The sequence below is a fragment of the Amycolatopsis sp. NPDC051373 genome, from assembly GCF_040689465.1.
Taxonomy (GTDB): domain Bacteria; phylum Actinomycetota; class Actinomycetes; order Mycobacteriales; family Pseudonocardiaceae; genus Amycolatopsis.
This window is the reverse complement of sequence record NZ_JBFBAE010000004.1, coordinates 363,572-387,975: the sequence shown is the minus strand read 5'-3', so window position 1 is coordinate 387,975 and position 24,404 is coordinate 363,572. Positions and strand designations below refer to the sequence as shown.

The following is a 24,404-nucleotide window of genomic DNA, read 5'->3' as shown; positions in this document are numbered from 1 at the left end:
GCGCGGTGCTCACCAGCTTGCGGCGTCGCGACGGCTCACTGGAGGTGCGGCTGGTCGCCCAGTCTCCTGAGGCGACCACCGCGGTGGTGCGCGGTCCGTTCGCCTCGGCGTGGCGAGTGGACCTGCTGGGCAAGCCCGGCGAAACCGTGCCGGTGACCGACAGCGAGCTGCGGCTTTCCCTGCGGCCGTGGGAAATCGCGACACTCCGCGGCCGTGGGAAATCGCGACACTCCGCCTGTCCTGAACCTCAACCGCGGGTGCGCAGCATCGGCGGCGACAGCAGCTCGGCCGGCCCCCTCCGGTACAGCCGGGCGGGGCGGCCGCCGTCGCGAGTCGTGGTGGTGCCGACGGGTTCGAGGAGTCCTTCGGCGCCTGTGACCTTGCGGTGGAAGTTGCGCGGGTCCAGCCGCGCGTCCCACACCAGCTCGTAGACGCGGCGCAGCTCGGCGACCGTGAACTCGGGCGGGCAGAACGCCGCGGCGAGCGGGGTGTACTCGAGTTTCGCTCGAGCCCGTTCGAGGCCGTCGGTGAAAATCTTCGCGTGGTCGAAGGCGAGCGTCGCCGGGTCGAGGCTCACGACGGGGGTCCAGCGCGCCTCCGCCGCGTCCGTGCCGGCCTGCGGCACCGGCAAGTCGGGCGCGAGCGCCAGGTAGGCGATGGTCACCACGCGCAGCCGCGGGTCGCGGCCCGGGTCGCCGTAGCCCGCGAGCTGTTCGATGTGGACGGTGCCGGCGGCCAGGCCCGTCTCCTCCGCCAGCTCGCGCCGCGCCGCGGTGTCGAGGTCCTCGTCGGCGAGGACGAAGCCGCCGGGCAGCGCCCAGGCGTCGCGGAAGGGCTCGATCCCCCGCCGCACCAGCAGCACGCAGAGCTGCTCCCCCGTGATCGTGAGCACGACGAGGTCCACGGTGACCGCGCTGGGCGGGAACTCCTCCATGTGTCGCACACTACACCGTAATCGTCAGCTTGACGAAAAGACCGTCGGGCCCATGTCGTCACGGCGACGATAAGGAGGCCCCATGGTGGACATCAAGCGCCGGTTCGGGTTCCGGCACCTGCGCGGTGTGCCGACCGCGCACATCCGGCACCTGCGCGGCGGCAAGCTCGTGCACGACGGCACCGGGCTGTCGTTCTGGTACCGGCCGCTGGCCGCGGCCCTGTCGGAGATCCCGGTGGACGACCGCGAGCTGCCGTTGCTCTTCCACGCGCGCACGGCCGACTTCCAGGACGTGACGGTGCAGCTCGCCCTCACGTTCCGCGTGGTCGACCCGGCGCTCGCCGCCCAGCGCCTCGACTTCTCCGTCGACCCGGATACGGGCCGCTGGCGCGGCGACCCGCTGGCGCAGATCAGCGGGCTGCTCACGGAGAACGTGCAGCAGTACGCCCTCGACGTGCTCACCCGCACGCAGCTCGCGGAGGCCCTTGTGGACGGTGTCGGCGCCGTGCGCGACCGCATCCGCGCGGGGCTGGCCGAGGAGGACACGCGGCTCGCGCAGACGGGTTCGGCCGTGCTCGACGTACGCGTCGTCGCGATCCGCGCCGAGCCGGAGGTCGAGAAGGCGCTGCAGACGACCGCGAGAGAGAAGGTGCAGCAGGAAGCCGATCGCGCGACCTACGAGCGGCGCGCGCTGGCCGTGGAACGCGAGCGCGCGATCGGCGAGAACGAGCTGCAGAACAAGATCGAGCTCGCCCGGCGCGAGGAGCAGCTGCTCGCGCAGCGAGGCGCCAATGCCCGGCGTCAGGCCGAAGAAGCCGCGGCGGCCGACCACATCGAGACCGAGGCGCGCGCGAGCCGGGACACGCGGCTGGCGCAGGTGAAGGCCGAAGCCACGCGCACGCTCGGCGAAGCGGAGGCGGCCGGCGAGGCCGCGCGGCTGGCCGCGTACCGCGACCTGCCGGAGCCGGTGCTGCGGGCGTTGGCTGTGAAGGAGCTGGCGGCGAACCTGCCGAAGATCGACAGCCTCGTGCTCACGCCCGACCTGCTCACACCGCTGCTGGCCCGGCTGGGGATCGGGTCGTGAGCCTCGCCCCGCGGGCCGTGGTGGTGCACCGGCGCACCGAGCTCGACGAGCTGCTCGCCCGCCATGGCACGCTCGGCCAGGCGGAGTTCTTCCTGGCCACGCGCGGCCGTTCGCTCGACGACCGCTCCCTGGGTGACCTGGTGGCGCAGGACGCGGCGCTGCGGCGGACGCTGACCGCGGTGTCGGCCGCCATTCCCCTCGACTGGCGCCGCGGCAGCGTCGAGCGAGCGGACCTGTCGCGCTTCCTGTTCACGCCGGAGGACGTGGTGCTCGTCGTCGGGCAGGACGGGCTGGTCGCGAACGTCGCGAAGTACCTGGCAGGCCAGCCTGTCGTCGGCGTCACGCCCGGTGAGCCGGGCGTCCTGGTGCGCCACCCGGCCGCGGCCACGGCGGACCTGCTGCGCTCGCTGGACTCCGTCGAGCCCCGCACGATGGTCGAGCTGACCGCCGACGACGGCCAGAAGCTCTTGGCGCTCAACGAGATCTACCTCGGCCACCCGAGCCACCAGACCGCGCGCTACCGCCTCGGCCCCGAGCGGCAGGCGTCGTCGGGCCTGCTGGTCGGCACCGGCACCGGTGCCACGGGCTGGTGCCGGTCGGTCTGGCAGGAACGGCACAGCCCGCTGCGCCTGCCGGCCGTCGACGAACGCCGGCTCGTGTGGTTCGTCCGGGAAGCGTGGCCCTCCCCCACGACCGGGACCTCGCTCACCGAGGGCGAGCTCACGACTTCGGCGCTGACGATCGACGTCGAGTCCGATCACCTCACCGCGTTCGGCGACGGCCTCGAGAACGACGCGGTCACCGTGACACGCGGGCAGTCGGTGACGTTCGCCCCTGCGGCTCAGTCGTTCCACCTCGTCCGCTGAGGCCCTCCGACAGCTTCCGGAGAGCCTCGGCCGACCGCGTGCCGGGTTCGGCGTGGTAGATCACCATCAGCTGGTCTTCGGCGCCGCTGACCGCGAACTTGTCGTACTGCAGCTCCAGCTCGCCGACCCGCAGGTGGTACAGGTGGTGGGTCCCGCCGCCCGGCTGCGGACGCACGTCGTGGCGGGGCCAGAGGCTGCGGAACAGCTCGCTCTCCTCCGACAGCTCCGCGACCAGCCCGGCCAGCCGCGGATCATCCGGGTCGCCGGCGGCGCGCAAGCTCGCGACGAGACCGCCCACCCGCCTTTCCCACCCGGTGAAGAACTCCTGCGCGGCGGGGTCGAGGAGAACAGCGCGCAATAGGTTCGTGCCCGGCGTGTACACGGGCGACAACGCGGCGGCGATCGCGTTGGCGGCGAGGACGTCGAGGTGGCGGCCCTGCACGTACGCCGGCGTCAGCTCCCACGACGCGATCAGCCGCGCGACGCTGGACCTGACGTGCTCGTGGCTCTCCGGAGCGCGGCGACGGCGCGGCGCGGGGTCGGCGAGGTCGTGCAGGTACGCGGTGGCCTCGCGGTCGAGGTGGAGCCCACGCGCCACGGCGTCGAGCACCTGCGCCGACGGGTGGCGATCCCGGCCCTGCTCCAGCCGCGTGTAGTACTCCGTGCTGATGCCCGCGAGCATCGCCAGCTCGTCACGCCGCAGACCCGGCACGCGCCGGTGGCCGTTCACGGTGATCCCGACGTCCTCCGGCCGCACCTGCTCGCGCCGCGCGCGCAGGTACTCGCCGATCACGTTTCCCGCCATGTCCCCCACGATAATTCGCCGAAGGTGGCCCTGCCGGCACCCCTGTCATCGGAGTCTGGTTGGCCGCGCAACCGCGGCCCAGGCTGAAGACATGACACGAACCTGGTTCATCACGGGCGTGAGCACCGGCTTCGGCCGGCACCTCGCCGAACAGCTGCTTTCCGCCGGCGACCGTGTCGCGGGCACCGTCCGCCGCCTCGACTCGGTGGCCGACCTCGTCGAGTCTTACGGCGCCGCGTTCCAAGTCTCTCTGCTGGAGATGACCGACACCGGTGCCATCCGCCCGGTCGTCGACGCCGCGCATGCCCACTTCGGGCGCCTGGACGTCGTGGTCAGCAACGCCGGCTACGGCCTCATGGGCGCCGCCGAGGAGCTCACCGACGAGCAGGTGCGCCACCAGCTCGACACCAACCTGCTGGGCTCCATCCAGCTCGTCCGCGCCGCCTTGCCCCACCTCCGCGCCGACGGCGGCGGCCGCGTCCTGCAGCTCTCCTCGGTCGGCGGCCAGGTCGCCTGGCCGGGCGGCTCCCTCTACCACGCGACGAAGTGGGGCATCGAAGGCTTCGCCGACGCCCTCGCCGACGAAGTCGCGCCCTTCGGAATCGGCGTCACCCTTGTCGAACCGGGCGGCGCCCGCACCGAGTTCCGCTACGGCAACTCCAGGCTGGCACCCAAGATCGACGCCTACGCCGTGTCCCCGGCGTCCCGCATTCGCCAGGTCCTGGAGGAACGCACCAGCCTCGCCATCGGCGACCCCTCCCGCATGGCGGCGGCCATGATCGCCACCGTGGACCAGACCCCGGCGCCCCGCCGCCTGGTCCTGGGCAGCGACGCCTGGACGGCGATCACGAACGCCCTGGAAGCACGGCTGGCGGAGGTGCGGGAGCAGAAGAGCGTGGCGTTCTCGACGGACCTGTAGGCATTCCAGTGCGACCGCCACACGCGCTGTGCTGGTGCTTCACCACCGGAGACGCGTGACGTGTTGCCGGCCCGCAACGCTCGACGCCGGCCGCGTTTTGCCGGACCTCCGCCGCCGGTCGGGTGCGGGCGCGCATCAACGGCCAAAGCCGGGCTTGCGCACGATGCTCCGCGTCACCTCCTGCGAGCTGCGCGCACGAGCCACCGCCTCATCAGGCGGGCCTCAGTTGCCGTAGCGGTCCTTCACCACCGAAGGCGTGTCGAGGTTGTGGCCCGCGTCCATGCTCTGCGCCAGGCGCAGGTACTGGCCTTCGGCCCACATCAGCGGTGCGGCGCTGCCCGTCGGGCGGCCGAGGGCGAAGCAGCCACTGGAGCGGTCCCACACCTGCTCGGGGATGAAGTAGCCGTCGTTGGCGGCGTCGGCCATGGACTTGAGGTAGAGCGCGGCCGAGCGGCCGTTGGCGAGCTCGTACTCGCCGCGTTCGCCGGACAGCACGGGCCACAGCCGCCCGAAGCGTTGCGGGCCGCCGGCGGGCCAGCCGGTGCAGGCGGAGGTGCTTTCGCCGTAGTTGTCGTGCGGGTAGCGGTGGAAGTAGACGTCCCCGTCGGGCAGGGTCACCTGCATCGGCGCGTTGCCGTCCGACGCGGCGGCCGTCGGAGCGATCGAGGCGGCGATCGTCGGGTCGGCCGGCGCGCGCACGCCGAGCCGCACGAGATCGAGGAAGCCGAAGTCGACCACGTCGTGCTCGTAGAAACAGCCTTCGTCGAAGCAGATCTGGCCGCCGTCGTCGGGGTCGGTGCCCTTGTCGAGCCGTTCGTAGTACGTGTGGCCGCCCCAGAAACCGGACGTCGTCACGGTCCACGAGTCGAGCGACGCCCCCCATGAGTCCGCTGTGGACTCCCACGTGGTGGCGCTCGCGGTGTCGCCGTTCGCGCGGGCGATCGCGCCGGCCGTCACGAGTCCCGCGATCTCCGCGGCGATCGACGAGGGCGACCGGCCGTACTGCTCTTCCCAGCGTTCGGTCGTTGCGGGACCGCTCGTGCGCAGGTGCTCGGCGGTGACCTTGACCTTCGCGTACGTGGCGGCGTCGGTGAGACCGGTCAGCCAGGCGAGCACGATCGCGTCGGCGTCCTGGTCGAGCTGCTCGCAACACCCGAGCTGCTGGGCACTGGCGCCGGCGACGCCGCTCACGGGGCTGTAGCGCGGGAAGGCGCCGGCCGGGTACGTCGTGCCGTCGCCGGCGGTCGGCGAGCCGATCCACTGCGAGCCCCACAGGAACTGCGCCATGCGTTTCGGCTGCGCGGTGTCACCGGCGGCCAGGAGACCGGTGGCCTGTTGGTAGAGGTCGCGGCCCCACACGCGGTGGTAACCGTCGCCGAGGCTGTCGCCGTTGACGACGTCGCCCCACGGCGTCGCGAGCCCGGCCACGCCGGCCCCGCGGAACGTCTTGTCCTCGGCCGCGTGCAACGCCATCGCGGCGACGTAATACGCGCGGCGCCGCTGCTGATCCCCCGCGACGCTGGCGGGCGCGGGCTTGAGGCTGCCGACGTAGGAGTTCCAGCCCGTGCGGTAGCCGGATTCCAGCGAGCCGAACCCGGCGGCCAGTGAACCGGTCGCCGCACTCGTCGCGGCTTGTGCGCTCGAGCCGTACCCGAGGGCGGCGGTGAAGGTCGTGTCCGCGGCGACCGGGATCTGTCCACACTGGACGACGTTGCCGGCGCCGGAGACGGAGTCGAACCCGTTGTCCAGCGTGCGGTCGGCGCGCAGGTCGACGAGACAGTCGCTGGCGGCACCGGAGTATCCGTTGTCGTGCGCGGAAAACCCGGTCGACACCCGCAGCGAGGACACGACGGTGGTCGTCGTGCCGAAGAGGTTCTCCGTGCCACTCGCCACGAGGCCGCTGCCGTCCCACGACGCGATGTCCCCGCCCGCGCCACCCGCCATGGACGGGTTGGCGAGCAGGTAAAGCCGATACGTGCCACCGTCGAGCGACTGGAACCGGGTGCGGGTCACGAGCGTCGCGCGGGCCGGGTCGGTGACATACGTGGTCGTGATGCGGTAGCGGCCGCTCTTCGCGGTGTTGGTGACGGTGTATTCGAGGGACTTCTCGTCGGGCATCGAGACGACGTGGTTCGTGGCGTCGCGTTCGAGGTCGACGAAGGAGGATCCGTCGGTGATCACGTACTGCATGTCCTGCGTCTCGGGGACGTCCAAGCGCGGGTAGAAGACCTCGGACGTCACGCCGTTCGCGACGGTGAACCAGACGGGGCTCTGCGTCGTCGCCGAGGTGCCGAGAGCGGACTTGTCCCCGGTGGTCCAGGACGAGGGGCCACCGCAGCAGTCGGTCGCGGTGCCACTCGCGGGGGTTGCCGCAGTGGTTGCCGCTGTGGTTGCCACGGTGCTCGCCACCACCGCCAGCGCCAGCACTCCCGCGCGCGCCTTCTTCCAGCTCCTCATCCGCTCCCTCTCCGCAGCCTCGGCCGCCCATCGTGCCGTGGTGGCGCCGATCCGGCCACGGCCGAAGGAAGGGTTCCGGCACACCACCTAATGGGGTGACGGCCACGGTCGGAGAAACTGTCGTACCCGGATGGTCTCCTGAATCCCGGAAGCGGCCCTCACCCCGGGGTGCCGCCGGAACCCGAGGAGAACACCATGGCCGGAGACACGGTCGTCACCATCGTCGGCAACCTCACGTCCGACCCGGAGCTGCGCTTCACCCCGTCCGGCGCCGCAGTCGCCAACTTCACCGTCGCGTCCACCCCGCGCACCTTCGATCGCGCCTCCGGCGAATGGAAAGACGGCGAAGCCCTCTTCTTACGCTGCGCGCTCTGGCGTCAGCCCGCGGAAAACGCCGCGGAATCCCTCACCCGCGGCGCGCGCGTCATCGTCCAGGGCCGCCTCACCCAACGCTCCTACGACACCAAGGAAGGCGAGCGCCGCACCGTCGTGGAACTCCAGGTCGACGAAATCGGCCCCTCCCTGCGCTACGCCACGGCGAAAGTCAACCGCGCCAACCGTTCCGGCCCGCCCGCTGGTGGTTCCCCGGAGAGTTCGGCCGGCTCCGACAGCCCGTGGTCCCCAGCCGCCCCGATGCCGGTCGCGGCGGGTGCGGGGGATCCGCCGTTCTGACTTTGCCTGCCGGCGCACGGTGAAGCGCGCGACTCGATCAGGGTGCCGTTGCCGCGCGCGGTGGCATCGGGCGAGCGACGATGAAGGCTTCGCCGCCGCAGTGCCGCGCGGCTGGACGGAGGATCTGTAACCACACGATCCCTGTACGGAGGACAGGGCCCGCCGCGGCGTGCGGATACTGCGGATCAGTTGCGACGACGCCACTTTGGTGCTGAGGCAGCCAGCCCCGGCACCACACCCCGACCGGTGGGGCGAATCCGGAGTGCACCACCGGTTGTCCGCACCACCCGCGACGCCGCTATGAAGAGTAAGCCGGCCCCGGTGCCCCGCCCTGACCGTTGATGGGGCGGACTCGAGCGCAACACCGGCCGTCTCGGATCAAACGCGTCTACGCGCTTTCGGTGCTGGGGTTGCCAGCCTCAGCACGTCGCCTCGACCATAGGGGCGAACCGGAGCGCGCTACCGGCCGCCGCGAACCGGCAGCGACGCCGATTGGTGCTGAGGCAGCCAGCCTCAGCATCCCGCCCCGGCCACTGGGTTGGAGGCGGACCGGATCGCGCCGCTCGCCGACGCGGGACACCAGCGACGCCGCTTTGGCGCTGAGGCGCCCAGCCTCAGCATCCCGCCCCGACCGATGGAGCGAGCCTGACCACACCACCGGCCGTCGCGGAACAGCAGCGACACAGCTTGGCGCCGAGGCACCCAGCCTCAGCGCCGCACCCCGGCCAGTGGAGCGGCCAGATCGCGCCGCTTGCCGACGCGGGCACCAGCGACGCCCCTTTGGTACTGAGGCGCCCAGCCTCAGCACCGCGCCCCGACCGATGGAGCGAGCCTGACCACACCACCGGCAGTCGCGAACCGGTAGCGACGCCGATTAGTGCTAAGGCAGCCAGCCTCGGCGCCCCACCCCGGCCAGTGGGGCGGAGGCGAACCGGATCGCGCCGCTCGCCGACGCGGGACACCAGCGACGCCGCTTTGGTGCTGAGGCACCCAGCCTCAGACCCCAACCCGCCCGGTGGCGCGCGCCGGAGCGCACTGTCGGCCGTCGCGGAGCACCAGCGACATCGCTTTGGTGCTGAGGCACCCAGCCTCAGCAACCTCAACCCGACCGATGGAGCGAGCCTGACCACACCACCGGCCGTCGCGGAGCACCAGCGACACAGCTTGGCGCCGAGGCACCCAGCCTCAGCACCCCACTCCGGCCAGTGGAGCGCGCCGGAGCGCGCTGTCGGCCGTCGCGAAGGCGCGGCGGCCGACTGGCGGCACTCGGTCCGCTGCAGTCGAGGTGGCCCGCATTGTCGTTACCGTTCAGTCCGCGCGGGATGGCCCGGCTGGCCATCAGCGCCGCCGGTACGGCGGTCGAGCCTGCCCGGTGGCCGCCGTGTCGGAACGCCGTGCCGGTTATCGCGGCCGCGCTGCGGCCAGTGGCGGCAGTCGCCCCACTACCGCCGCCGCCGGTGGCCGAGATTCGTCGTCGCCGGGTCCGTCCACACAGGACGATCCAGGCTGTCGTCCGCCAGGTGTCAGCCGAGTTCCGCGAGCATGGCCTTGAGGATGCGGCTCAGCGTCGCCGCGTCGTCCGGACTGGTGGCCGAGGAAAGGAGTTTCGCGAGGCCCGCCGCGTGGTCGGTGAGGGTCGCGTCGATGACGTCGCGGCCGGCGGGGGTGAGGGTGATGCGGAAGCTGCGGCGGTCGGCCGGGTCGAGGCTGCGCTCGACGTAGCCCGCTGCCTCCAGGCGGTCGAGGCGGTTGGTCATGCCGGCGCGGGAGGTCATCAGCGCGGCCGAGAGCTCGGAGGGGGTGAGCGTGTAGGGCGGGCCCGTTCGACGCAGCGCGGCGAGCACGTCGAACTCGCCGGGGCGCAGGCCGTGCTCGGTGAACACGCGCTCCACTGCGGACTCGACCAGCCGGGTCAGCTGGGCGAGCCGGCCGAACACGTCCATGGCGGACAGGTCCAGGTCCGGCCGTTCCTGCCGCCACTGCGCGATGACCTCGTCGATGGCATCGCAAGACTCACTCACACCCGAAGTCTAGGCGAACGAAGGGAGCGCCCACCGCCCGAGACACACCCCGACGCCGGCTCGACTACCCGGCTTCCCCCGCGCGGTCCGCGACCCCGAGCCGCAGGTGTTCGCTGTGGTAGACGGCTTCGTCGAGCAGCTGGGCGACGTGGTTGTCGTGCAGGCTGTAGACGATGCTGCGGCCGTTGCGGGTGCCCACGACCAGCCCGAGGTTGCGCAGCAGCCGCAGCTGGTGCGACACGGCCGACTGCTCCATCCCGACCGCGGCCACGAGGTCCCCGACCGCGAGGGGCTGCTCGCGCAGCGCGCTGAGGATCAGCAGGCGGCTCGGGGTCGCGAGCGCCTGCAGCGTGGTGGCCACCGCGGCCGCGGTGGTCGCGTCGAGCGGTCCCGCGGGGCGGCGTCGCCCTTCGACCCCGTGTCCCATGGAAAGGAGACTAGAACACCGCAGGAGACATGAACACATCTTCATTCGTTCTGCTACCGTTCCGGACATGAAAAGCGCAGGACACGGGCATGGGCACGGCCACGGGCACTGGGGCCGGCTCAAGCACGCCCTGAAACCGCACAACCACGAGTCGGCGGAGCTCGTCGACGACACGCTCGAGGCGAGCCGCTCCGGGATGCGCGCGTTGTGGCTGTCGTTCGCCGGGCTGCTGGCGACGGCGGTCGCCCAGCTCGTGGTGGTCGGGTTCACCGGGTCGGTCGCACTGCTCGGCGACACGTTGCACAACTTCGCCGACGCGCTGACCGCCGTGCCGCTCGCCGTCGCGTTCTTGCTCGCGCGGAGGCAGGCGACGCGCCGCTTCACGCACGGGCTCGGGCGCGCGGAAGATCTCGCCGGCCTGGTGATCCTGGTGGTGATGGCCGGGTCCGCGGTGCTCGCGGGCTACGAGGCGATCGACCGCCTGCTGAACCCGCGCCCGATGACGGGCGCCGGGTGGGTGGCGCTCGCCGGCGTGATCGGTTTCGTGGGCAACGAGCTCGTCGCGCGCTTCCGCATCCGCGTCGGGCGGCGGATCGGGTCGGCGGCGCTCGTCGCGGACGGGCTCCACGCGCGGACCGACGGGTTCGCAAGCCTCGCCGTGGTGCTCGCGGCGGGCGGGGCGCTCGCCGGCTGGACATGGGCCGATCCGGTGGTGGGCCTGCTCATCACGGTGGCGATCGTGCTGGTGCTGCGCGACGCCGCGCGCGAGGTGTTCGGCCGGCTGCTCGACGCAGTCGACCCGCATCTGGTGGACGACGCCGAGCACGCGCTCGCCGAGACGCCCGGCGTGCTGGGCGTCGACGCGATCCGGCTGCGCTGGATCGGCCACACCCTCGCGGCCGAGGCGGAGGTGTCGGTCGACCCGGGCCGCACGCTCGCCGAGGCACACCGCATCGCGCACGCCGCCGAGCAGCACATGGCGACAGCCTTGCCGCGGCTCGCACGGGCGTTGATCCACGCGCACCCGGCGCGTGACGTCAACGTCGTTCCCGCGGGCGTCAAGGAAGCGTGAGCGCCGGAGGCGAGCCGGGACATGCCGCCGCACGCTGGGGTTCGTCAGGGTGACGCGTGGGAAGAAGGCGTGCGGTGAGTGATCTCGACGGTTCGGTGCTGCTGGTGGGCGTGTTCATCGCGTTCGCGGTGGTGCTGCGGGGGTTGCAGTGGTGGCTCGGCCGCGACCGCGGGCTGGCGCACACTCAACAGCAGCGCTCCCCGCGCCAGGCCTCGCGGCCCTCCCGCACCGCGGCCACCGCGATGACCAGCGCGACGACCGCATCGGCCCAGTACCAGCCGGACAGCGTGTTGAGCAGCAGCCCGGCCGGCAACACCGCCGAGAGGTAAGGGCACAGCAGGGTCTTCTTGTACGCGCAGCGTGCAAAGGCACAGCAGGGTCGGCTTGAACGCGCAGCGCGCAAGGCACAGCAGGGTCGGCTTGGAGTCGGCCACGGCGCTCGCGGCGCCGGGCTCGCGGCCGGCCCTGCGCTGCGCGCCGACAGGATCGGCACCGCCGACGCGGACACCACCACTGAATCCCAGCCCGAACGCCATCAGCGCACCCGAGCCCACTGCCTCCCCCGCGACCAGCGCGAGCACGGCCTCGACCACGTTGTGCGCGATTCTCACCGGCCACCGGCCGCCGCACCCTCCGAGCCAATACGCGTCGCCACTCCCCCGGGCACCGCCGACGCCCGACGCCGATCGCCCGGCACCGCCGACGCCCGGCACCGCCGACGCCCGGCACCGCCGTCGCTCGACACCGCCGACGCTCGACACCGCCGACGCTCGACGCCGATCGCCCGAGGGCGCCGGTTCGTGCGCACAGCAGCCGGCGCCGCCGCAGCACTCGTCGGCAGCCGCGGGTTCGACCCGTGCCTCGTGACTGATCACGCCGCCTCCGTGCCGAGCAGGTCGCCGCCCACACAACCGGCCCCAGCCAGGCGTTGCCGGTTGGCTGAAGCCTCCGGCACAGCGGAAGACCGGCCGAATCGCACCCGACTCTCCTCGACAGCCGCCGGCGCCTGCAGCGGCTCGGGAGCAATCGGGCGAACTCCGCGGCAGGCACTTCCTCATCCGCGAACTCGGCTGTCCGGGCGACGGCGACCTGTGTCAGTACGGAGAGGGCGTGGGGCAGGTGTGGGTCGGCCGGCGTGTAGCGGAGCTGGCGGCCCTCTGAGGTGGCGAGGACGAGGCCGCAGCCGCGCAGGCAGGACAGGTGGTGGAGACGTTGGCCTGCTCAACCCGAGCGTCTCGGCCAAGCGCGCCGGAAACGCCACACCGTCCAGGAGGGCGACGAGGATGCGGCACCGCATCGGGTCTGCCAGGGCGCGGCCGACTCGCGCGTGGGCTGGTTTCACGGCTCAGTGTGTGCCGACCAGTACAGCAATGGCTGAGCTATTCGACAGACCCTGAACAGCACTCTCCGAACCCCTGAGCGCGGCCGTGCACACCGGGGACGCGCGGCGGCAAAGGCCAACGCGGAACGCCGTAGAATCTCGAAGCTCTCCGCGAAACCCGCGGTTTCCCCCAACGCAAGGAGACCGATGTCCTCGACCGCCTCGGCGTCTGGTGGGGTTCGGCGGGGCGCGGCGCGCGTCGCGACGGAGGTGCTGGCGCCGTGGGTGTGGGTGCTGGGGTTGCCGCTCGCGGTGGCGTGGGAGGTGACCGGCCACCGGGTCGGGGCGACGGTTCTGTGGGGGCTCGTCGTGGGCGTCACGGGGTCGCTGATTCCCATGGCCGTCATAGTGCGGGGGGCGCGGCGCGGGAAGTGGGACTCGCACCACGTGACCAACAGGGCGGGTCGGGTGGTGCCATTGGCGGTGTGCCTGGCCTCGCTGGCGACCGGGTTCGTGGTGCTGATCGTCGGTGGGGCGCCTGAGGAACTGGTCGCGCTGACGGCGACCGAGCTGGCTTGCCTTGTGGTGGCGGTGGCGATCACGTTCGGGCTGAAGTTCAAGATCTCCATCCACGCCGAGGTCGCCGCGGGCGCGACGGTGATGCTCGTGTGGGTGTACGGGCCGTGGCTGCTCCTGCTGGTGCCGTTCGTGCTGTGGGTCGCGTGGTCGCGCGTGGAGCTGGGTGACCACACGACGGCCGAGGTGACCAGCGGCGTCTTCGTGGGCGCGGTGGTGGGCGGCGCCGTCTACTTCGGACTCCTGGCCGCGCTCTCGTAGACTGTCGGGCGTGGACAACCTCCTCGGCGACTAACTCCGGGCGCGGCGCCAGCTCGTGTCGCCCGAAGACGTCGGCCTGCCCGCCGGCGGGCGGCGGCGTGTGCGCGGCCTGCGCCGCGAGGAGCTGGCACTGGTGGCCGGGATCAGCAGCGACTACTACATGCGCCTCGAGCAGGGCCGCGACCAGAACCCGTCTGCGCAGGCCCTCGACGCGCTGGCCCGCGTGCTGGGCCTCGACGACGACGCCACGAACCACCTCCACAGCCTCACCGCCCCCGCGCCCGCCACGGCCGTGGGGCCGCCGCCGGTGGTGCCGCCCAGCATTGCCGAGCTGATCGGCACCTGGCCGGCCACGCCCGCGTACGTGCAGGACCGCCTCACCAACGTCCGCGCCGCCAACGCCGTCGCCACCGCCCTCTCGCCCCACTACGCGGCCGGCCACAACCTCCTGCGCGAAGTGTTCCTCGACCCCGCCGAGCAGACTTCCGCGTCGACTGGGACGAAATGACGGCCGACGGCGTGGGCGGCCTGCGCGCCTCACTCGGCCACGACGTCGGCGACCCCGCCGCCACCGAACTCGTCACCGAGCTCTCCGCGAAGAGCGAGCGCTTCCGCGAACTGTGGTCCCGCCACGACGCCAAGCCCCGCACCGGCCACCTCGCCCGCTTCCGCCATCCGGCCGCCGGCCCCCCTCGACCTGCACGGCGACAAGCTCACCCTCCCCGGCCCCGACGCATTGTCGCTGGTGGTCTTCCACGCCGCCCCGGGCAGCCGCCACGCCGAAACGCTCGCGTCGCTGGCCGGCCTCGTCGACAGCAAGTAGAAAGCAAGAAAGCACTGCCGCGGGCGGGTCCCGCACACCCGGACCCGCCCGCGGCAGAAACCCAGCTCGCGCTCTCGAACGAATTCACCGCCCCGAGCGCCGCACCCATCGCCCAGTTGGCCTCGCGCTCGATCATGATCTCGACGAGCACCGGCCGGCGCGTGCGCCCGGCTTCCTTGCGCGCCAACTCCAGCGACGACCGGACCTCGCCCCTGCCGGCCACGTGCGTGCCGGAGCAGCCGTAGGCCTCCATGATCTTCACGTTGTCCGTGCCGGGAAGCCGAAGGTCACACCCTCATCGGCGAGCACGTCGACGGCCGCTTGTCTGGCGGGGACTCGGGCCGTCGTCTGCTCTCCTCGTCAGTCGCGTCCGGAGAGCTCTTCGACGACCTTCAGCAGCGCCGAGTGGTCCAGCGAGCCGTGGCCCATGGCGCGCCCCGCGGCCACGAGCTGGGCGACCAGCCCGGTCAGCGGCAGGGCGACGTCGGCCTGGCGCGCGGCCGCGAGCGCGATGCCCATGTCCTTGTGGTGCAGGTCGATCCGGAAGCCCGGCTGGAACTGCCGCGCGACCATCGACTTGCGCTTGAGCTCCAGGATGCGGCTCCCGGCGAGCCCGCCCGCCAGCACGTCGAGCCCGGTGCCGGCGTCCACCCCGGACGCCTCCAGCAGCACGATCGCCTCGGCGACCAGCCCGTAGATGCCGCCGACCACGAGCTGGTTGGCCGCCTTCACGACTTGGCCCGCGCCGTGGGGTCCCACGTGGACGATCGTCTTGCCGAGCACCTCGAAGATCGGCTTGGCCGCCTCGAAGTCCCCGGTCTCGCCACCGACCATGATGGACAGTGCGGCCTGCTCCGCGCCCGCCTGGCCCCCGGAGACCGGCGCGTCGAGCACCCGGATCCCCTTGGCACCACCGGCCTTCGCGACGGCGATCGACGTCTCCGGGCGGATGGTGCTCATGTCGGCCAGCAACGTGCCCGGCTTGGCGACGTCGAGCACCCCGCCCGCCGCCAGCACCACCTGCTCGACCTGCGGGTGGTCGGGCAGCATCGTGACGACCACGTCCACCTCGGCCACCGCGTCGGCCACGTCGGACGCCGCGCGCCCGCCCGCGGCGGTCAGCTTCGCCAGCGCGTCGGCGCTCAGGTCGAAACCGCTCACGTCGTGTCCCGCACCGGCCAGGTGCGCGGCCATCGGCGTGCCCATCACGCCCAGGCCGATGAATCCCACCTTGCTCATTTGTCTCCCCTTCGCTCTTCCGGCAGCCAGGCCAGCGACGCGAGCGTGGGACCGTCCGGTTTGTACTCGATCCCCACGTGCCCGCGGTAGCCCGCCGCCTCCAGCTTTTCCAAGTGCCCCTCGAGGTCCAGCTCCCCCGTGCCCGGCTGGTGCCGGCCCGGCGCGTCGGCGATCTGCACGTGCCCGGTGCGCGAGGTGTACCCGGCGATCACGGAGTCGAGGTCGTCGCCGTTCACCGCCAGGTGGTAGAGGTCCGCGAGCAGCAGCACGTTGTCCAGCCCCAGCCGGTCGGCCACCGCGACCGCGTCGGCCGCCGTCTTCAGTGGGTACGCCGGCGTGCCCGACAGCGGCTCGAGCACGATCTGTGCCCCGATCTTGCCCGCCGCCTCCGCGGCCGTGGCCAGGTGCTCCAGCGCCAGCGCGTCCTGTTCGGACGGTGCGACGCCGTCGAGCCGGTTGCCGTACAGCGCGTTGAAGCTGCGGCAGCCGAGCCGGTCCGCGATCCCGATCGCGATCGTCAGGCTCACCGCGAACTCGGCCTCGCGCCCGACCCACGACACGAGCCCGCGCTCGCCCGCGGCCATGTCGCCGGCGAACAGGTTGAGCCCGGTCAGCCGCACGCCGGCCTGCTCGATGGAGCGCACGAACTTCTCGACCTCGACCGGCCGCGGGTCGGCGCTGTCGAACGGCCACCAGTACTCGACCGCGGTGAAGCCCGCTGCCCGAGCGGCCTGCGCGCGCTCGAGCAGCGGGAGCTCAGTGAACAGGATCGACAGGTTGGCGGTGTAGGGCAGCGAGTGCCGCGCCCCGGCGGGACCGGTCATCGGATACCTCGGCTCATCGGATTGCTCGAACCTCTTCATTTCGCATTGCGGAAGCTTTCTTCCGTATATCGAGAGTATGCCGCCTGGCGGGCACGCGGTCAACGGCCACGGGGCAGAGCGCACGCGGTGAGAAGCATGCGGTTAGAGGGCAGAGTGCAGTTCCGCCACCACGCCACAGTCGACGCGGGCCGCGAGGTCCACCACGGTGTCGACGGTCGGCTCCAGCGCGCAGTGCGCCCGTGCGTCGCGGAAGCACCGTTCCAGCACGGCGTCGCCGGGGTAGGCCGAGGACAGCCGCAGGGCCGCCTCGGTGATGGCCGTGACGGCTTCCCCCGCGGACAGCCAGAGGTGGAAGAACTTCGCCAGCGCGTGGACGGGGTCCCAGCTGTACGTCGCGAACGCGTCAGCGGCCAGCACCCGCACGGCCGAAGCCCGCAGGCGCATCCGGGCCGGCTCCGCCCGCGCCGCGCCGCTACCACCCGCGGCGACCCGCTCGATCGCGGCCTCCGCGAGCCCCAGCGCAACGGCCGCACCGAGGCCGAGGAACCACGGCAACGCCAGATCCAGCACCACCTCGGCGCCGTCGCCGTCGCGCCCGAGGACCGTGTTTTCGGGCAGCTGCACGGGATCCGCGCACACCGTGGTAGCCGCGGACGCCCGCAACCCCAGGCCGCCGCCCGAAGCGGGCACGAACAAGCCCGGCGCGTGACCGGGCACGAACCACAGCGTCGCGGCGCCCCGGCCGCTCGCCGGCCGGGTCGACCACACGTAGCTGTCGGCCTCGCCCGCCGCGATCACACCCGCCTTCCGGCCCGCCAGGTCGACGACCCCGCCGTGGGCACTGGCCACGCCGTCGGGTGCGAGCAGCCGGCTGCCCTGCGCCGCGTCGGACAGCGCCAGCGTGCTGAGGTGGCGGCCCGCGGCGAGGTCTGCGCGCACGGATTGGTCGGCGTGCACCTCCAGCACCGCGACGGCCGCGAAGTGCGAACGCAGCACCGTGGCCGTGCTCGCGCACGAACGCGCCACCACCTCGACCACCCGCGCGGCTTCCGCCAGCCCGTGGCCACCGCCGCCGAGGCGTCGCGACGCCGTCATCGCGAGCACACCCTTGCGGCTCAAGGCGGCCACCGCCGCTCGGGGGAACCGCGCGAGCCGGTCGGCTTCGGCCGCGGCCGGCGTGACGGTGGCGGCCACGATTCGGGAGATTTCTTCGACAGAAGGCACCATTGCCCCCTTCGTTCGGGGTTTGCCGCGAGGAAAAGAGCGCGCGAGACCCGCCGTCCCGCACGTCCGCGGTGAAGGCGGCCGGGACGGGAGACGGCGGGTCCGTGGGAATGCGGTCCGGGACCGCCCTCAGGTGTTCTGCACGTGCTGCCAGCCGAAGCGGCCCTTGATGCAGAGGTTTCCGTGGGTCACGGAGCTGTCGTGCGGGCTGGTGACCTTCACGATCTCGTTGTCCTGCACGTGGAGGGTGAGGTTGCAGCCGACTCCGCAGAACGTGCACACGGTCGTGGTTTCCGTCTGCCGGGACTCGTCCCAGGTGCCGGCCTCGCGTTTGTCGTGCTCGGCCTTGAAGCTCAGCGCGCCCGTGGGACAGACCTCGACGCAGTTTCCACAGTAGACACACGCGCTGTCGGGCAGCGGCGTCGAGAACTCCGTGGAGATCCGCGCACCGAACCCACGCCCGGCCACTGAGATCGCGAACGAGTTCTGCCACTGGTCTCCGCAGGCATCCACGCATTTGTAGCACAGGATGCACTTGCTGTAATCGCGCACGTAGAGCGCGTTGTCCACCTTGACCGGCTGACGCACGGTGGCCGCGGTGAGGCCGTCGACGGGCTCGTGCTCGCCCGGCAGCGCGTCGTCGCGATCGTCGGAAGGCGGCGCCGGCGGGCCGAACCGCTCGGGGTCGGCGCCCGCCTCCGCCATCCACTCGGCGACGCCGGGAGTGGTCGACAGGTCGGTCGCCGACCCGAGCAGCTCCAACACGACCTTGCGACTCGTCCGAGTGCGCTCGGAATCCGTGTGCACGACCATGCCCGGCTCGGCCTTGCGCGAGCACGACGGCACCAGGGTCCGCGAGCCCTCGACCTCCACCATGCACACGCGGCACGCGTTGGCGGGTTTGAGGGTGTCGCCGTAGCACAGCGTGGGGATCTCTTTCCCCACTGTCGAGCACGCGTCGAGAATCGTGGCGCCCTCGGGCACACTGACGGTCTGACCGTCCACAGTGAACTCCACGAGGCGCGTCGGCAGCCCCAGTTCGACGATCGTCATGGCTCCTCCACGGTAAAGAGTGTGTCGTCGGTGGTCATGACTCCGCTTCGTTCAACGCACCCAGCCGCTCGACGGCCGACTCGATCGCGTTCCACGCCGTCTGCCCCAATCCGCAGATCGACGAGTCCCGCATCACCTGCCCGACCTCCCGCAGCAACGCCAGATCGTCCGCACCGGTGCTCAGCTTGCGCCCGCCCACGATGCGGCTCACCGCCTCCTCCTGCCGGACCGTCCCGATCCGGCAGGGCACGCACTGCCCGCACGACTCGTCGCGGAAGAAGGACGCGATGCGCAGCAGAAACCCGCCGAGGTCGGCCTGGTCGTCCAGCGCCAGCACGACGCCGGAGCCGAGCGTGGTGCCGGCGGCCCGCGCGTCCTCCATCGTCAGCGGCAGGTCGAGCTCGTCGGGCCGCACGAACCCGCCGGCGGCGCCGCCCAGCAGCACTGCCCGCAGCTCACGGCCTTCCGGCACTCCCCCGGCCAGCTCCATCAGCTCACGCAGCGTGGTGCCGAACGGGACCTCGTACACGCCGGGCTTGCGCACGTTGCCCGACAGGCAGAACAGCTTGGGCCCGGCCGATTTCTCCGTGCCGATCTCCCGATACGCCGCATGGCCGACGGTGAGGATCAGCGGTACGTTGACCAGCGTCTCGACGTTGTTCACCACCGTCGGCTTGCCGAACAGGCCCTGCTCGGTCGGGAACGGCGGCTTCGACCGGGGCTCCCCGCGGAAGCCCTCGATCGAGTTGAAGATCGCCGTCTCCTCGCCGCAGATGTACGCACCGGCGCCGCGGCGGATCTCGATGTCGAACGAGAACCCCTCGTGGCCCATGATGTCGGTGCCGAGGAATCCGCGCTCGCGGGCGACGTCGATCGCGTTCTGCACGAGCCGTCGCGCCCGCGGGTACTCGCCGCGCAGGTACAGGTAGCCGAGGGTGGCGCCGGTCGCGAACCCGGCGATCGTCATCGCCTCGACCAGCGCGAACGGGTCGCCCTCCAGCAGCACGCGGTCCTTGAACGTGCCGGGCTCGCTCTCGTCCGCGTTGCACACCAGGTAGTGCGGCAGAGCGGGCTGGCGCGCCGCGCCCTCCCATTTGCGCCCGGTCGGGAACGCGGCGCCGCCGCGGCCCATCAGCCCGGAGTCGGTGACCTCGCGGATCACGCCGTTCGGGCCGAGCTGCAACGCGTTGCGCAGCGCCGCGTAGCCACCGGTGGCGCGGTAGTCGTCGAGGCTTTCCGGGTCGACCGCCCCGATCCGGTGCAGCAGCTTGAGCGACTCCCGGTCGGTCTGGTGCAGCACCGGCGCGGCGCCCTCCTCCGTGGCCGGTGACCGCCCGGCGGCCAGCACCACCTCCGCACCGGTGGCGGGCGCGAGCAGCTCGGTGCCCGCCGGGTCGCCGGCCTCGAACGCCAGCGCCGCCGGCGCCTTCTCGCACACACCCAGGCACGGGCTGCGCAGCCACGTGACCCCGCCGCGTGCCTTGCCCGCCGGGCCGACGTGCTCGGTGAGCGTGTCGCACACCGTGTCGGCCCTGTTGACCCGGCACGCAAGGTCGGTACACACGTGCACCACCCGCTCCGGCCGTTCGGTGAGCGAGAACAGTGAGTAGAAGCTCGCCACGCCGTACGCGTCGGCCGGCGGCACGTGCAGCTTCTCGCAGATGTAATTCAACGCGCCCTGGCTGATCCAGCCCACGCGGTCGTTCACGGCGTGCAGCGCCGGCAGCAGCTGATCCCGTGCCGCACCCTCGGGCAGCGCGTCGACGGCCGCGCGTTCTTCGAACGTGGCCTTCGCGTCGAGGAACTGGAGATCCATCCCCGCCCCCCTCAGCCCGCGACCGCGTCGGCGGGCAGCTTGTCGACCCGGATCGCCGCGGCCTTGTACTCCGCCGTGCCCGCCACCGGGTCCGTCGCCTCGATGGTGATCACGTTGACGTCGACCTCGTCCGGGAAGTGGAACGTCATGAACGCCAGGCCGGGGCGCAGCCCCTCGTCGATCCGCACCGGCGCGACGATCGCACCGCGCCGCGATGAGACCTGCACCATTTCGTCCTCCACCACACCCAGCTGCGCCGCGTCGGCCGAGCACAGGTCGAGCGTCTCGCCGCGCCGGCGCGGCGACGGGAACCCGCCGGACTGCACGCCGGTGTTGTACGAGTCGAGCCGCCGGCCCGTGGTGAGCCGCAACGGGAACTCGTCGTCGAGCACGTCGACCGGCGGGCTGTGGCGCAGCACGGTGAACGGCGCCGGCCGGCCGCGCTCGGCCGGGTCCTCGGCCCACAGGCGGGCGTGCAGGAACGACGGCTCCAGCGTGTCCTCGCTGTAGCACGGCCACTGGATGCCGCCGAGCTCCTCGAGACGCTCGTAGCTCATGCCGGTGTGGATCGGCGAGAGCGACCGCAGCTCGTCCCACACCTCACGGCTGTCGTCGCCGCTGTAGTGCCAGTCGTGCCCGAGACGACGGGCGAGCTCCGAGAGCACCTCGATATCGTCGCGCGCGCCGGCCGGCGGGTTCACCGCCTTGCGCACGCGCTGCACGCGCCGCTCGCTGTTGGTGAAGGTGCCGTCGCTCTCGCACCACGCGGCCGACGCGGGCAGCACCACGTCGGCGAGCTGCGCGGTCTTGGTGAGGAAGATGTCCTGCACCACCAGGTGCTCGATGTTCGACAGGCGCTTGATCGTGTGCTCGCAGTCGGCCTCGGACTGCACCGGGTTCTCCCCGATCACGTACACGCAGGTGATCAGGCCGTCCTCCATCGCCTCGAGCATCTGCGTGAGGTTTTTGCCCTTGAACGGCGGGATGTGCGAGCCCCACGCCTCGTCGAACTTCGCGCGCACGGCCGGATCGAGGATGTCCTGGAACCCGGGCATCCGGTCCGGGATCGCGCCCATGTCGCCGCCGCCCTGCACGTTGTTCTGCCCGCGCAACGGGTTCAGCCCGGCACCGTAGCGCCCGACCTGCCCGGCCAGCAGCGACAGGTTGATCAGCGACAGCACGTTGTCGGTGCCGTTGTGGTGTTCGGTGATGCCCAGCGTCCACGACATCTGCCCGCGGTCGGCGCGCGCGTAGGTGTGGGCCAGCTCCTTGATGAGCTCGGCCGGCACCTTCGTGACCTGCTCGGCGACCTCGAGCGTCCACGGCTCCACGGAAGCGGCGAACTCCTCGTAGCCCTCCGTGGCCCGTTCGATGAACGTGGTGTTGGCCAGTCCGGAATGGATGATCTCCCGCGCGATCGCGTTGGCGAGCGGGATGTCGGTCCCGACTTCCAGCTGCAGCTGCCGGTGCGCCCACTTCGCCGTGCTCGTCCGGCGCGGGTCCACCACGAAGAGCTTCGCTCCCTTGTGGACGGCCTTGAGCACGTGCTGGAAGAAGATCGGGTGCGCCTCGCGCGGGTTGCCGCCCCAGATCACGATCACGTCGGAGTCTTCGATCTCCGCGTACGACGACGTGCCGCCGCCGCTGTCGAACACCCGCGCCAGACCCGCCACGCTCGGCGCGTGGCAGGTCCGGTTGCACGAGTCGACGTTGTTCGTGCCGATCACCGCGCGGGTGAACTTCTGGGCCACGTAGTTCATTTCGTTCGTGGACCGCGCGCAGGAGAACATGCCGAAGGCCTCGGGGCCCTTCGTCTCCAGCGTGCGCCGGAACCCCGCGGCGGCGCGGTCGAGCGCCTCTTCCCACGTCGCCGGCCGCAGCACACCGGAGTCCCGCACCAGCGGCTCCGTCAGCCGGGCGTACGGCGTGGTGTCCTTCCTGCGCTTCATCTTCTGCCTCCAGGAGGTGGTGGGATGGGTGTCAGCCGACCGGCACGGCGGTGGCCGTGCGGTTCAGCAGGCCGATGGCCGCGTGCACGTGGCGCAGAGCGGGTGCGGGCACCCCGGTGAGCTCGGCCAGCTCGACGACGGCGCCGATGATGGCGTCGATCTCCAGCGGCTTGCCGGCCTCGAGGTCCTGCAGCATCGACGTCTTGTGGTGGCCGACGCGCCAGGCGCCGTCGATCCGCTTCTCCACGGAGACCTGGGGATCCGCCCCCGCGGCCCGGGCGATCGCGAGGGTCTCGGTCATCATCGTGGCCACGAGCCCGCGCGTGTCTTCGTGCTCGCACATCTGCGCCATCGTCGCCCGCGTCAGCGCGCTCAACGGGTTGAAGGCGACGTTGCCCATGAGCTTGACCCAGATGTCGTCGCGCAGGTTGGGCTCGACGGGCGCCTTGAGGCCGCCCTCGATCATCGCCTCGGACAGCGCGACGCAGCGGGGTGAGACCCCGCCCGCCGGCTCGCCCAGGGAGAACCGCGTGCCCTCGAGGTGGCGGATCACGCCCGGCTCCTCGATCACGGTGGAGCAGTAGACGACGCACCCGATGGCGCGCTCGACCGCCATCACCCGGCTGGTCTCGCCGTCCGGGTCGACGGTCTCGACCCGGTGGCCCTCAAGCGGATGTCCGGTCAGGCCGTGGAAGTACCACCACGGGATCCCGTTCTGCGCCGCGACGAGCGCGGTGTCGGGGCCCAGCAGTGGCTCGAGCAGCTCACCGCTGCTCGGGTAGGAATGGGCTTTGAGCCCGAGGAAAACGAAGTCGACCGGGCCGATCTCGGCCGGGTCGTCGGTGACGTGGGGACGCGCGGTGAAGTCTCCGCGGGGACTGAGCACCCGCACTCCGTGTTCGCGCATCGCCTCGAGGTGCGCCTTGCGCGCGACCAGATGGACCTCGGTGCCGCCTCGGTGCATAGCCGCACCCACGTAGGCGCCGATCGCGCCCGCGCCCAGAACAGCAACCCGCATGGTGTGCCTCCCGCTCGGTCGAACACAGCGATTGCATACAGTATCCCGAGAAGTGTCCGGGCACCAGGATCCGGTGATGGAATTCGCCGATGACACCCGGGCGGAGCAGGCAGACCCGATACTGATTGTCATTTCAGACCTGTCCGATTGATCCACTTCGGGTGAGATCCAGACCACAGAGTGAAGAGTTGGGATTTTGCATACCAAAACCTGTATTCTTGGATCAGCTCCACGAAATCCCGCGGCTTTCCCGCGTTCCCGCGGACCGCGTCTACCCAGACCAGAGGTGCCCCGTGACCCAGACCGCCTCTCCCCTGCCCGAGCGCGGGCCCACCGGTCGGCGAACGGCCAAGGGGTCCCTCGCGGCGAAGTCCGCCCAGCGTGTGGAGCGGCCGGCGCCGCTGCGCCAGGTCGTGTACGACGCGCTGGCCGAACTCATCATCAACCGCACGCTCGAGCCCGGGCAGCACCTCGTCGAAGCCGACCTGGCGGAGTACCTCGGCGTGAGCCGTCAGCCGGTGCGCGAAGCGCTGCAGCGCCTGCAGACCGAGGGCTGGGTCGACCTGCGGCCCGCGCAGGGCGCGTTCGTGCACATGCCCACCGACGAGGAGGCCGACCAGCTGCTCGGTGTTCGCGCGGTGCTCGAGACCCACTCCGCCCGACTGGCCGCCGCGTGCGCGACCGAGGCGGACGTGGCCCGGCTGTGGGAGCTGCAGAACGCCGGTCTCGAAGCCCTCGCCGCCGACGACAGCGAAGGCCTGGTCTCGGCCAACGCCGACCTGCACTCGTTCCTCACCGAGCTGACCGGCAACGCCGTCCTGGCCGAGCTGATCGGGCTCGTCGACCGCCGCGTGCGGTGGTACTACACGCCGATCGCCCGGCCCCGCGGCCACGACGCCTGGCACGAGCACGCCGAGCTGATCGAGGCCGTCGCGGCACACGAGGTCGACAAGGCGGAGAAGATCATGGCCCACCACACGGAACGCACGCGCCGGGCGTTCCACGAGCGGCCCGAAGCAGCCCGGGAGTGACGGGGCGGGCGT

The 24,404-nt window shown here is 71.8% G+C and carries 20 protein-coding genes and 3 pseudogenes; 9 read left to right on the top strand and 14 right to left on the bottom strand.

The window, feature by feature from the left end; translation table 11 throughout:
* Positions 1-247: 247 nt before the first annotated feature.
* The gene (locus tag AB0383_RS10255; protein ID WP_366186474.1) at positions 248-934 is read right to left on the bottom strand and encodes an NUDIX domain-containing protein; all 687 of its coding nucleotides are present in this window, start codon (positions 932-934) and stop codon (positions 248-250) included.
* A gap of 82 nt (positions 935-1,016) precedes the next feature.
* Between AB0383_RS10255 and AB0383_RS10250 the strand changes: the two genes are divergently transcribed.
* Positions 1,017-2,018, top strand: a complete 1,002-nt coding sequence (locus AB0383_RS10250) for an SPFH domain-containing protein (RefSeq protein ID WP_364177845.1) — start codon at positions 1,017-1,019, stop codon at positions 2,016-2,018.
* Positions 2,015-2,884 carry a hypothetical protein gene (locus AB0383_RS10245; RefSeq protein WP_364177848.1) on the top strand — a complete coding sequence of 290 codons (870 nt, stop codon included), beginning with the start codon at positions 2,015-2,017 and terminating at the stop codon, positions 2,882-2,884. The genes AB0383_RS10250 and AB0383_RS10245 overlap by 4 nt, the downstream gene beginning before the upstream one ends.
* Here the strand turns inward: AB0383_RS10245 and AB0383_RS10240 are convergent.
* Complete coding sequence (locus AB0383_RS10240; protein WP_364177851.1) at positions 2,817-3,689, bottom strand: helix-turn-helix transcriptional regulator; 873 nt, start codon at positions 3,687-3,689, stop codon at positions 2,817-2,819. The two genes, AB0383_RS10245 and AB0383_RS10240, sit on opposite strands and share 68 nt — an antisense overlap.
* Positions 3,690-3,780: 91 nt before the next feature.
* Here AB0383_RS10240 and AB0383_RS10235 point away from each other — a divergent pair, with 91 nt between their 5' ends.
* The gene (locus AB0383_RS10235) at positions 3,781-4,608 is read left to right on the top strand and encodes an SDR family oxidoreductase (protein WP_364177854.1); all 828 of its coding nucleotides are present in this window, start codon (positions 3,781-3,783) and stop codon (positions 4,606-4,608) included.
* A 222-nt stretch (positions 4,609-4,830) separates the two neighbouring features.
* On the opposite strand, the gene AB0383_RS10230 is transcribed toward AB0383_RS10235, so the two are convergent.
* A complete protein-coding gene (locus AB0383_RS10230; RefSeq protein ID WP_366186471.1) occupies positions 4,831-7,065 on the bottom strand; it encodes a glycoside hydrolase family 15 protein in 2,235 nt (744 codons plus the stop codon).
* A 195-nt stretch (positions 7,066-7,260) separates the two neighbouring features.
* On the opposite strand from AB0383_RS10230, the gene AB0383_RS10225 reads away from it, so the two are divergent.
* Positions 7,261-7,737 carry a single-stranded DNA-binding protein gene (locus AB0383_RS10225; protein WP_366186469.1) on the top strand — a complete coding sequence of 159 codons (477 nt, stop codon included), beginning with the start codon at positions 7,261-7,263 and terminating at the stop codon, positions 7,735-7,737.
* A gap of 1,523 nt (positions 7,738-9,260) precedes the next feature.
* Here AB0383_RS10225 and AB0383_RS10220 read toward each other — a convergent pair.
* Positions 9,261-9,758: a MarR family transcriptional regulator gene (locus AB0383_RS10220; RefSeq protein ID WP_366186467.1), complete on the bottom strand. Its 498-nt coding sequence runs from the start codon at positions 9,756-9,758 to the stop codon at positions 9,261-9,263.
* Between the two features lie 64 nt (positions 9,759-9,822).
* On the bottom strand, positions 9,823-10,185 hold the full coding sequence (locus tag AB0383_RS10215) for a metalloregulator ArsR/SmtB family transcription factor (protein ID WP_364177866.1): 363 nt from the start codon (positions 10,183-10,185) through the stop codon (positions 9,823-9,825).
* A 67-nt stretch (positions 10,186-10,252) separates the two neighbouring features.
* On the opposite strand from AB0383_RS10215, the gene AB0383_RS10210 reads away from it, so the two are divergent.
* Positions 10,253-11,257 carry a cation diffusion facilitator family transporter gene (locus AB0383_RS10210; protein WP_364177869.1) on the top strand — a complete coding sequence of 335 codons (1,005 nt, stop codon included), beginning with the start codon at positions 10,253-10,255 and terminating at the stop codon, positions 11,255-11,257.
* Positions 11,258-11,331: 74 nt separating this feature from the next.
* Positions 11,332-11,586, top strand: a complete 255-nt coding sequence (locus AB0383_RS10205; RefSeq protein WP_364177872.1) for a hypothetical protein — start codon at positions 11,332-11,334, stop codon at positions 11,584-11,586.
* Between the two features lie 748 nt (positions 11,587-12,334).
* Here AB0383_RS10205 and AB0383_RS10200 read toward each other — a convergent pair.
* A pseudogene (locus AB0383_RS10200) lies at positions 12,335-12,554 on the bottom strand (helix-turn-helix domain-containing protein); the annotation flags it as partial.
* Between the two features lie 231 nt (positions 12,555-12,785).
* On the opposite strand from AB0383_RS10200, the gene AB0383_RS10195 reads away from it, so the two are divergent.
* Entirely contained in the window at positions 12,786-13,415 is a 630-nt protein-coding gene (locus tag AB0383_RS10195; RefSeq protein ID WP_364177875.1) for a hypothetical protein, read from the top strand.
* Between the two features lie 55 nt (positions 13,416-13,470).
* Positions 13,471-14,045 (top strand): annotated as a pseudogene (locus AB0383_RS10190) (helix-turn-helix transcriptional regulator); the annotation flags it as partial.
* A 266-nt stretch (positions 14,046-14,311) separates the two neighbouring features.
* On the opposite strand, the pseudogene AB0383_RS10185 reads toward AB0383_RS10190, so the two are convergent.
* The 8 genes and pseudogenes from AB0383_RS10185 to AB0383_RS10150 all read right to left on the bottom strand — a co-directional run.
* Positions 14,312-14,512: pseudogene (locus AB0383_RS10185) on the bottom strand (glyoxylate carboligase); the annotation flags it as partial.
* 86 nt (positions 14,513-14,598) lie between these two features.
* Positions 14,599-15,477 (bottom strand): 2-hydroxy-3-oxopropionate reductase, encoded by an 879-nt coding sequence (locus AB0383_RS10180; protein ID WP_366186464.1) that lies wholly within the window; start codon positions 15,475-15,477, stop codon positions 14,599-14,601.
* Positions 15,474-16,301, bottom strand: coding sequence for a TIM barrel protein (locus tag AB0383_RS10175; RefSeq protein ID WP_366186462.1), 828 nt, complete (start codon positions 16,299-16,301; stop codon positions 15,474-15,476). The genes AB0383_RS10180 and AB0383_RS10175 overlap by 4 nt, the downstream gene beginning before the upstream one ends.
* A gap of 141 nt (positions 16,302-16,442) precedes the next feature.
* Positions 16,443-17,525 (bottom strand): acyl-CoA dehydrogenase family protein, encoded by a 1,083-nt coding sequence (locus AB0383_RS10170; protein WP_366186460.1) that lies wholly within the window; start codon positions 17,523-17,525, stop codon positions 16,443-16,445.
* Between the two features lie 129 nt (positions 17,526-17,654).
* The gene (locus tag AB0383_RS10165; protein ID WP_366186458.1) at positions 17,655-18,578 is read right to left on the bottom strand and encodes a 2Fe-2S iron-sulfur cluster-binding protein; all 924 of its coding nucleotides are present in this window, start codon (positions 18,576-18,578) and stop codon (positions 17,655-17,657) included.
* 34 nt (positions 18,579-18,612) lie between these two features.
* Entirely contained in the window at positions 18,613-20,394 is a 1,782-nt protein-coding gene (locus AB0383_RS10160; RefSeq protein ID WP_366186456.1) for an NAD(P)H-dependent oxidoreductase subunit E, read from the bottom strand.
* 11 nt (positions 20,395-20,405) lie between these two features.
* On the bottom strand, positions 20,406-22,343 hold the full coding sequence (locus tag AB0383_RS10155) for a molybdopterin-dependent oxidoreductase (protein WP_366186454.1): 1,938 nt from the start codon (positions 22,341-22,343) through the stop codon (positions 20,406-20,408).
* Positions 22,344-22,374: 31 nt separating this feature from the next.
* Positions 22,375-23,361 carry a 2-dehydropantoate 2-reductase gene (locus AB0383_RS10150; RefSeq protein WP_364177895.1) on the bottom strand — a complete coding sequence of 329 codons (987 nt, stop codon included), beginning with the start codon at positions 23,359-23,361 and terminating at the stop codon, positions 22,375-22,377.
* 293 nt (positions 23,362-23,654) lie between these two features.
* On the opposite strand from AB0383_RS10150, the gene AB0383_RS10145 reads away from it, so the two are divergent.
* Positions 23,655-24,392, top strand: a complete 738-nt coding sequence (locus tag AB0383_RS10145) for a GntR family transcriptional regulator (RefSeq protein ID WP_364177897.1) — start codon at positions 23,655-23,657, stop codon at positions 24,390-24,392.
* Positions 24,393-24,404 lie beyond the last annotated feature (12 nt).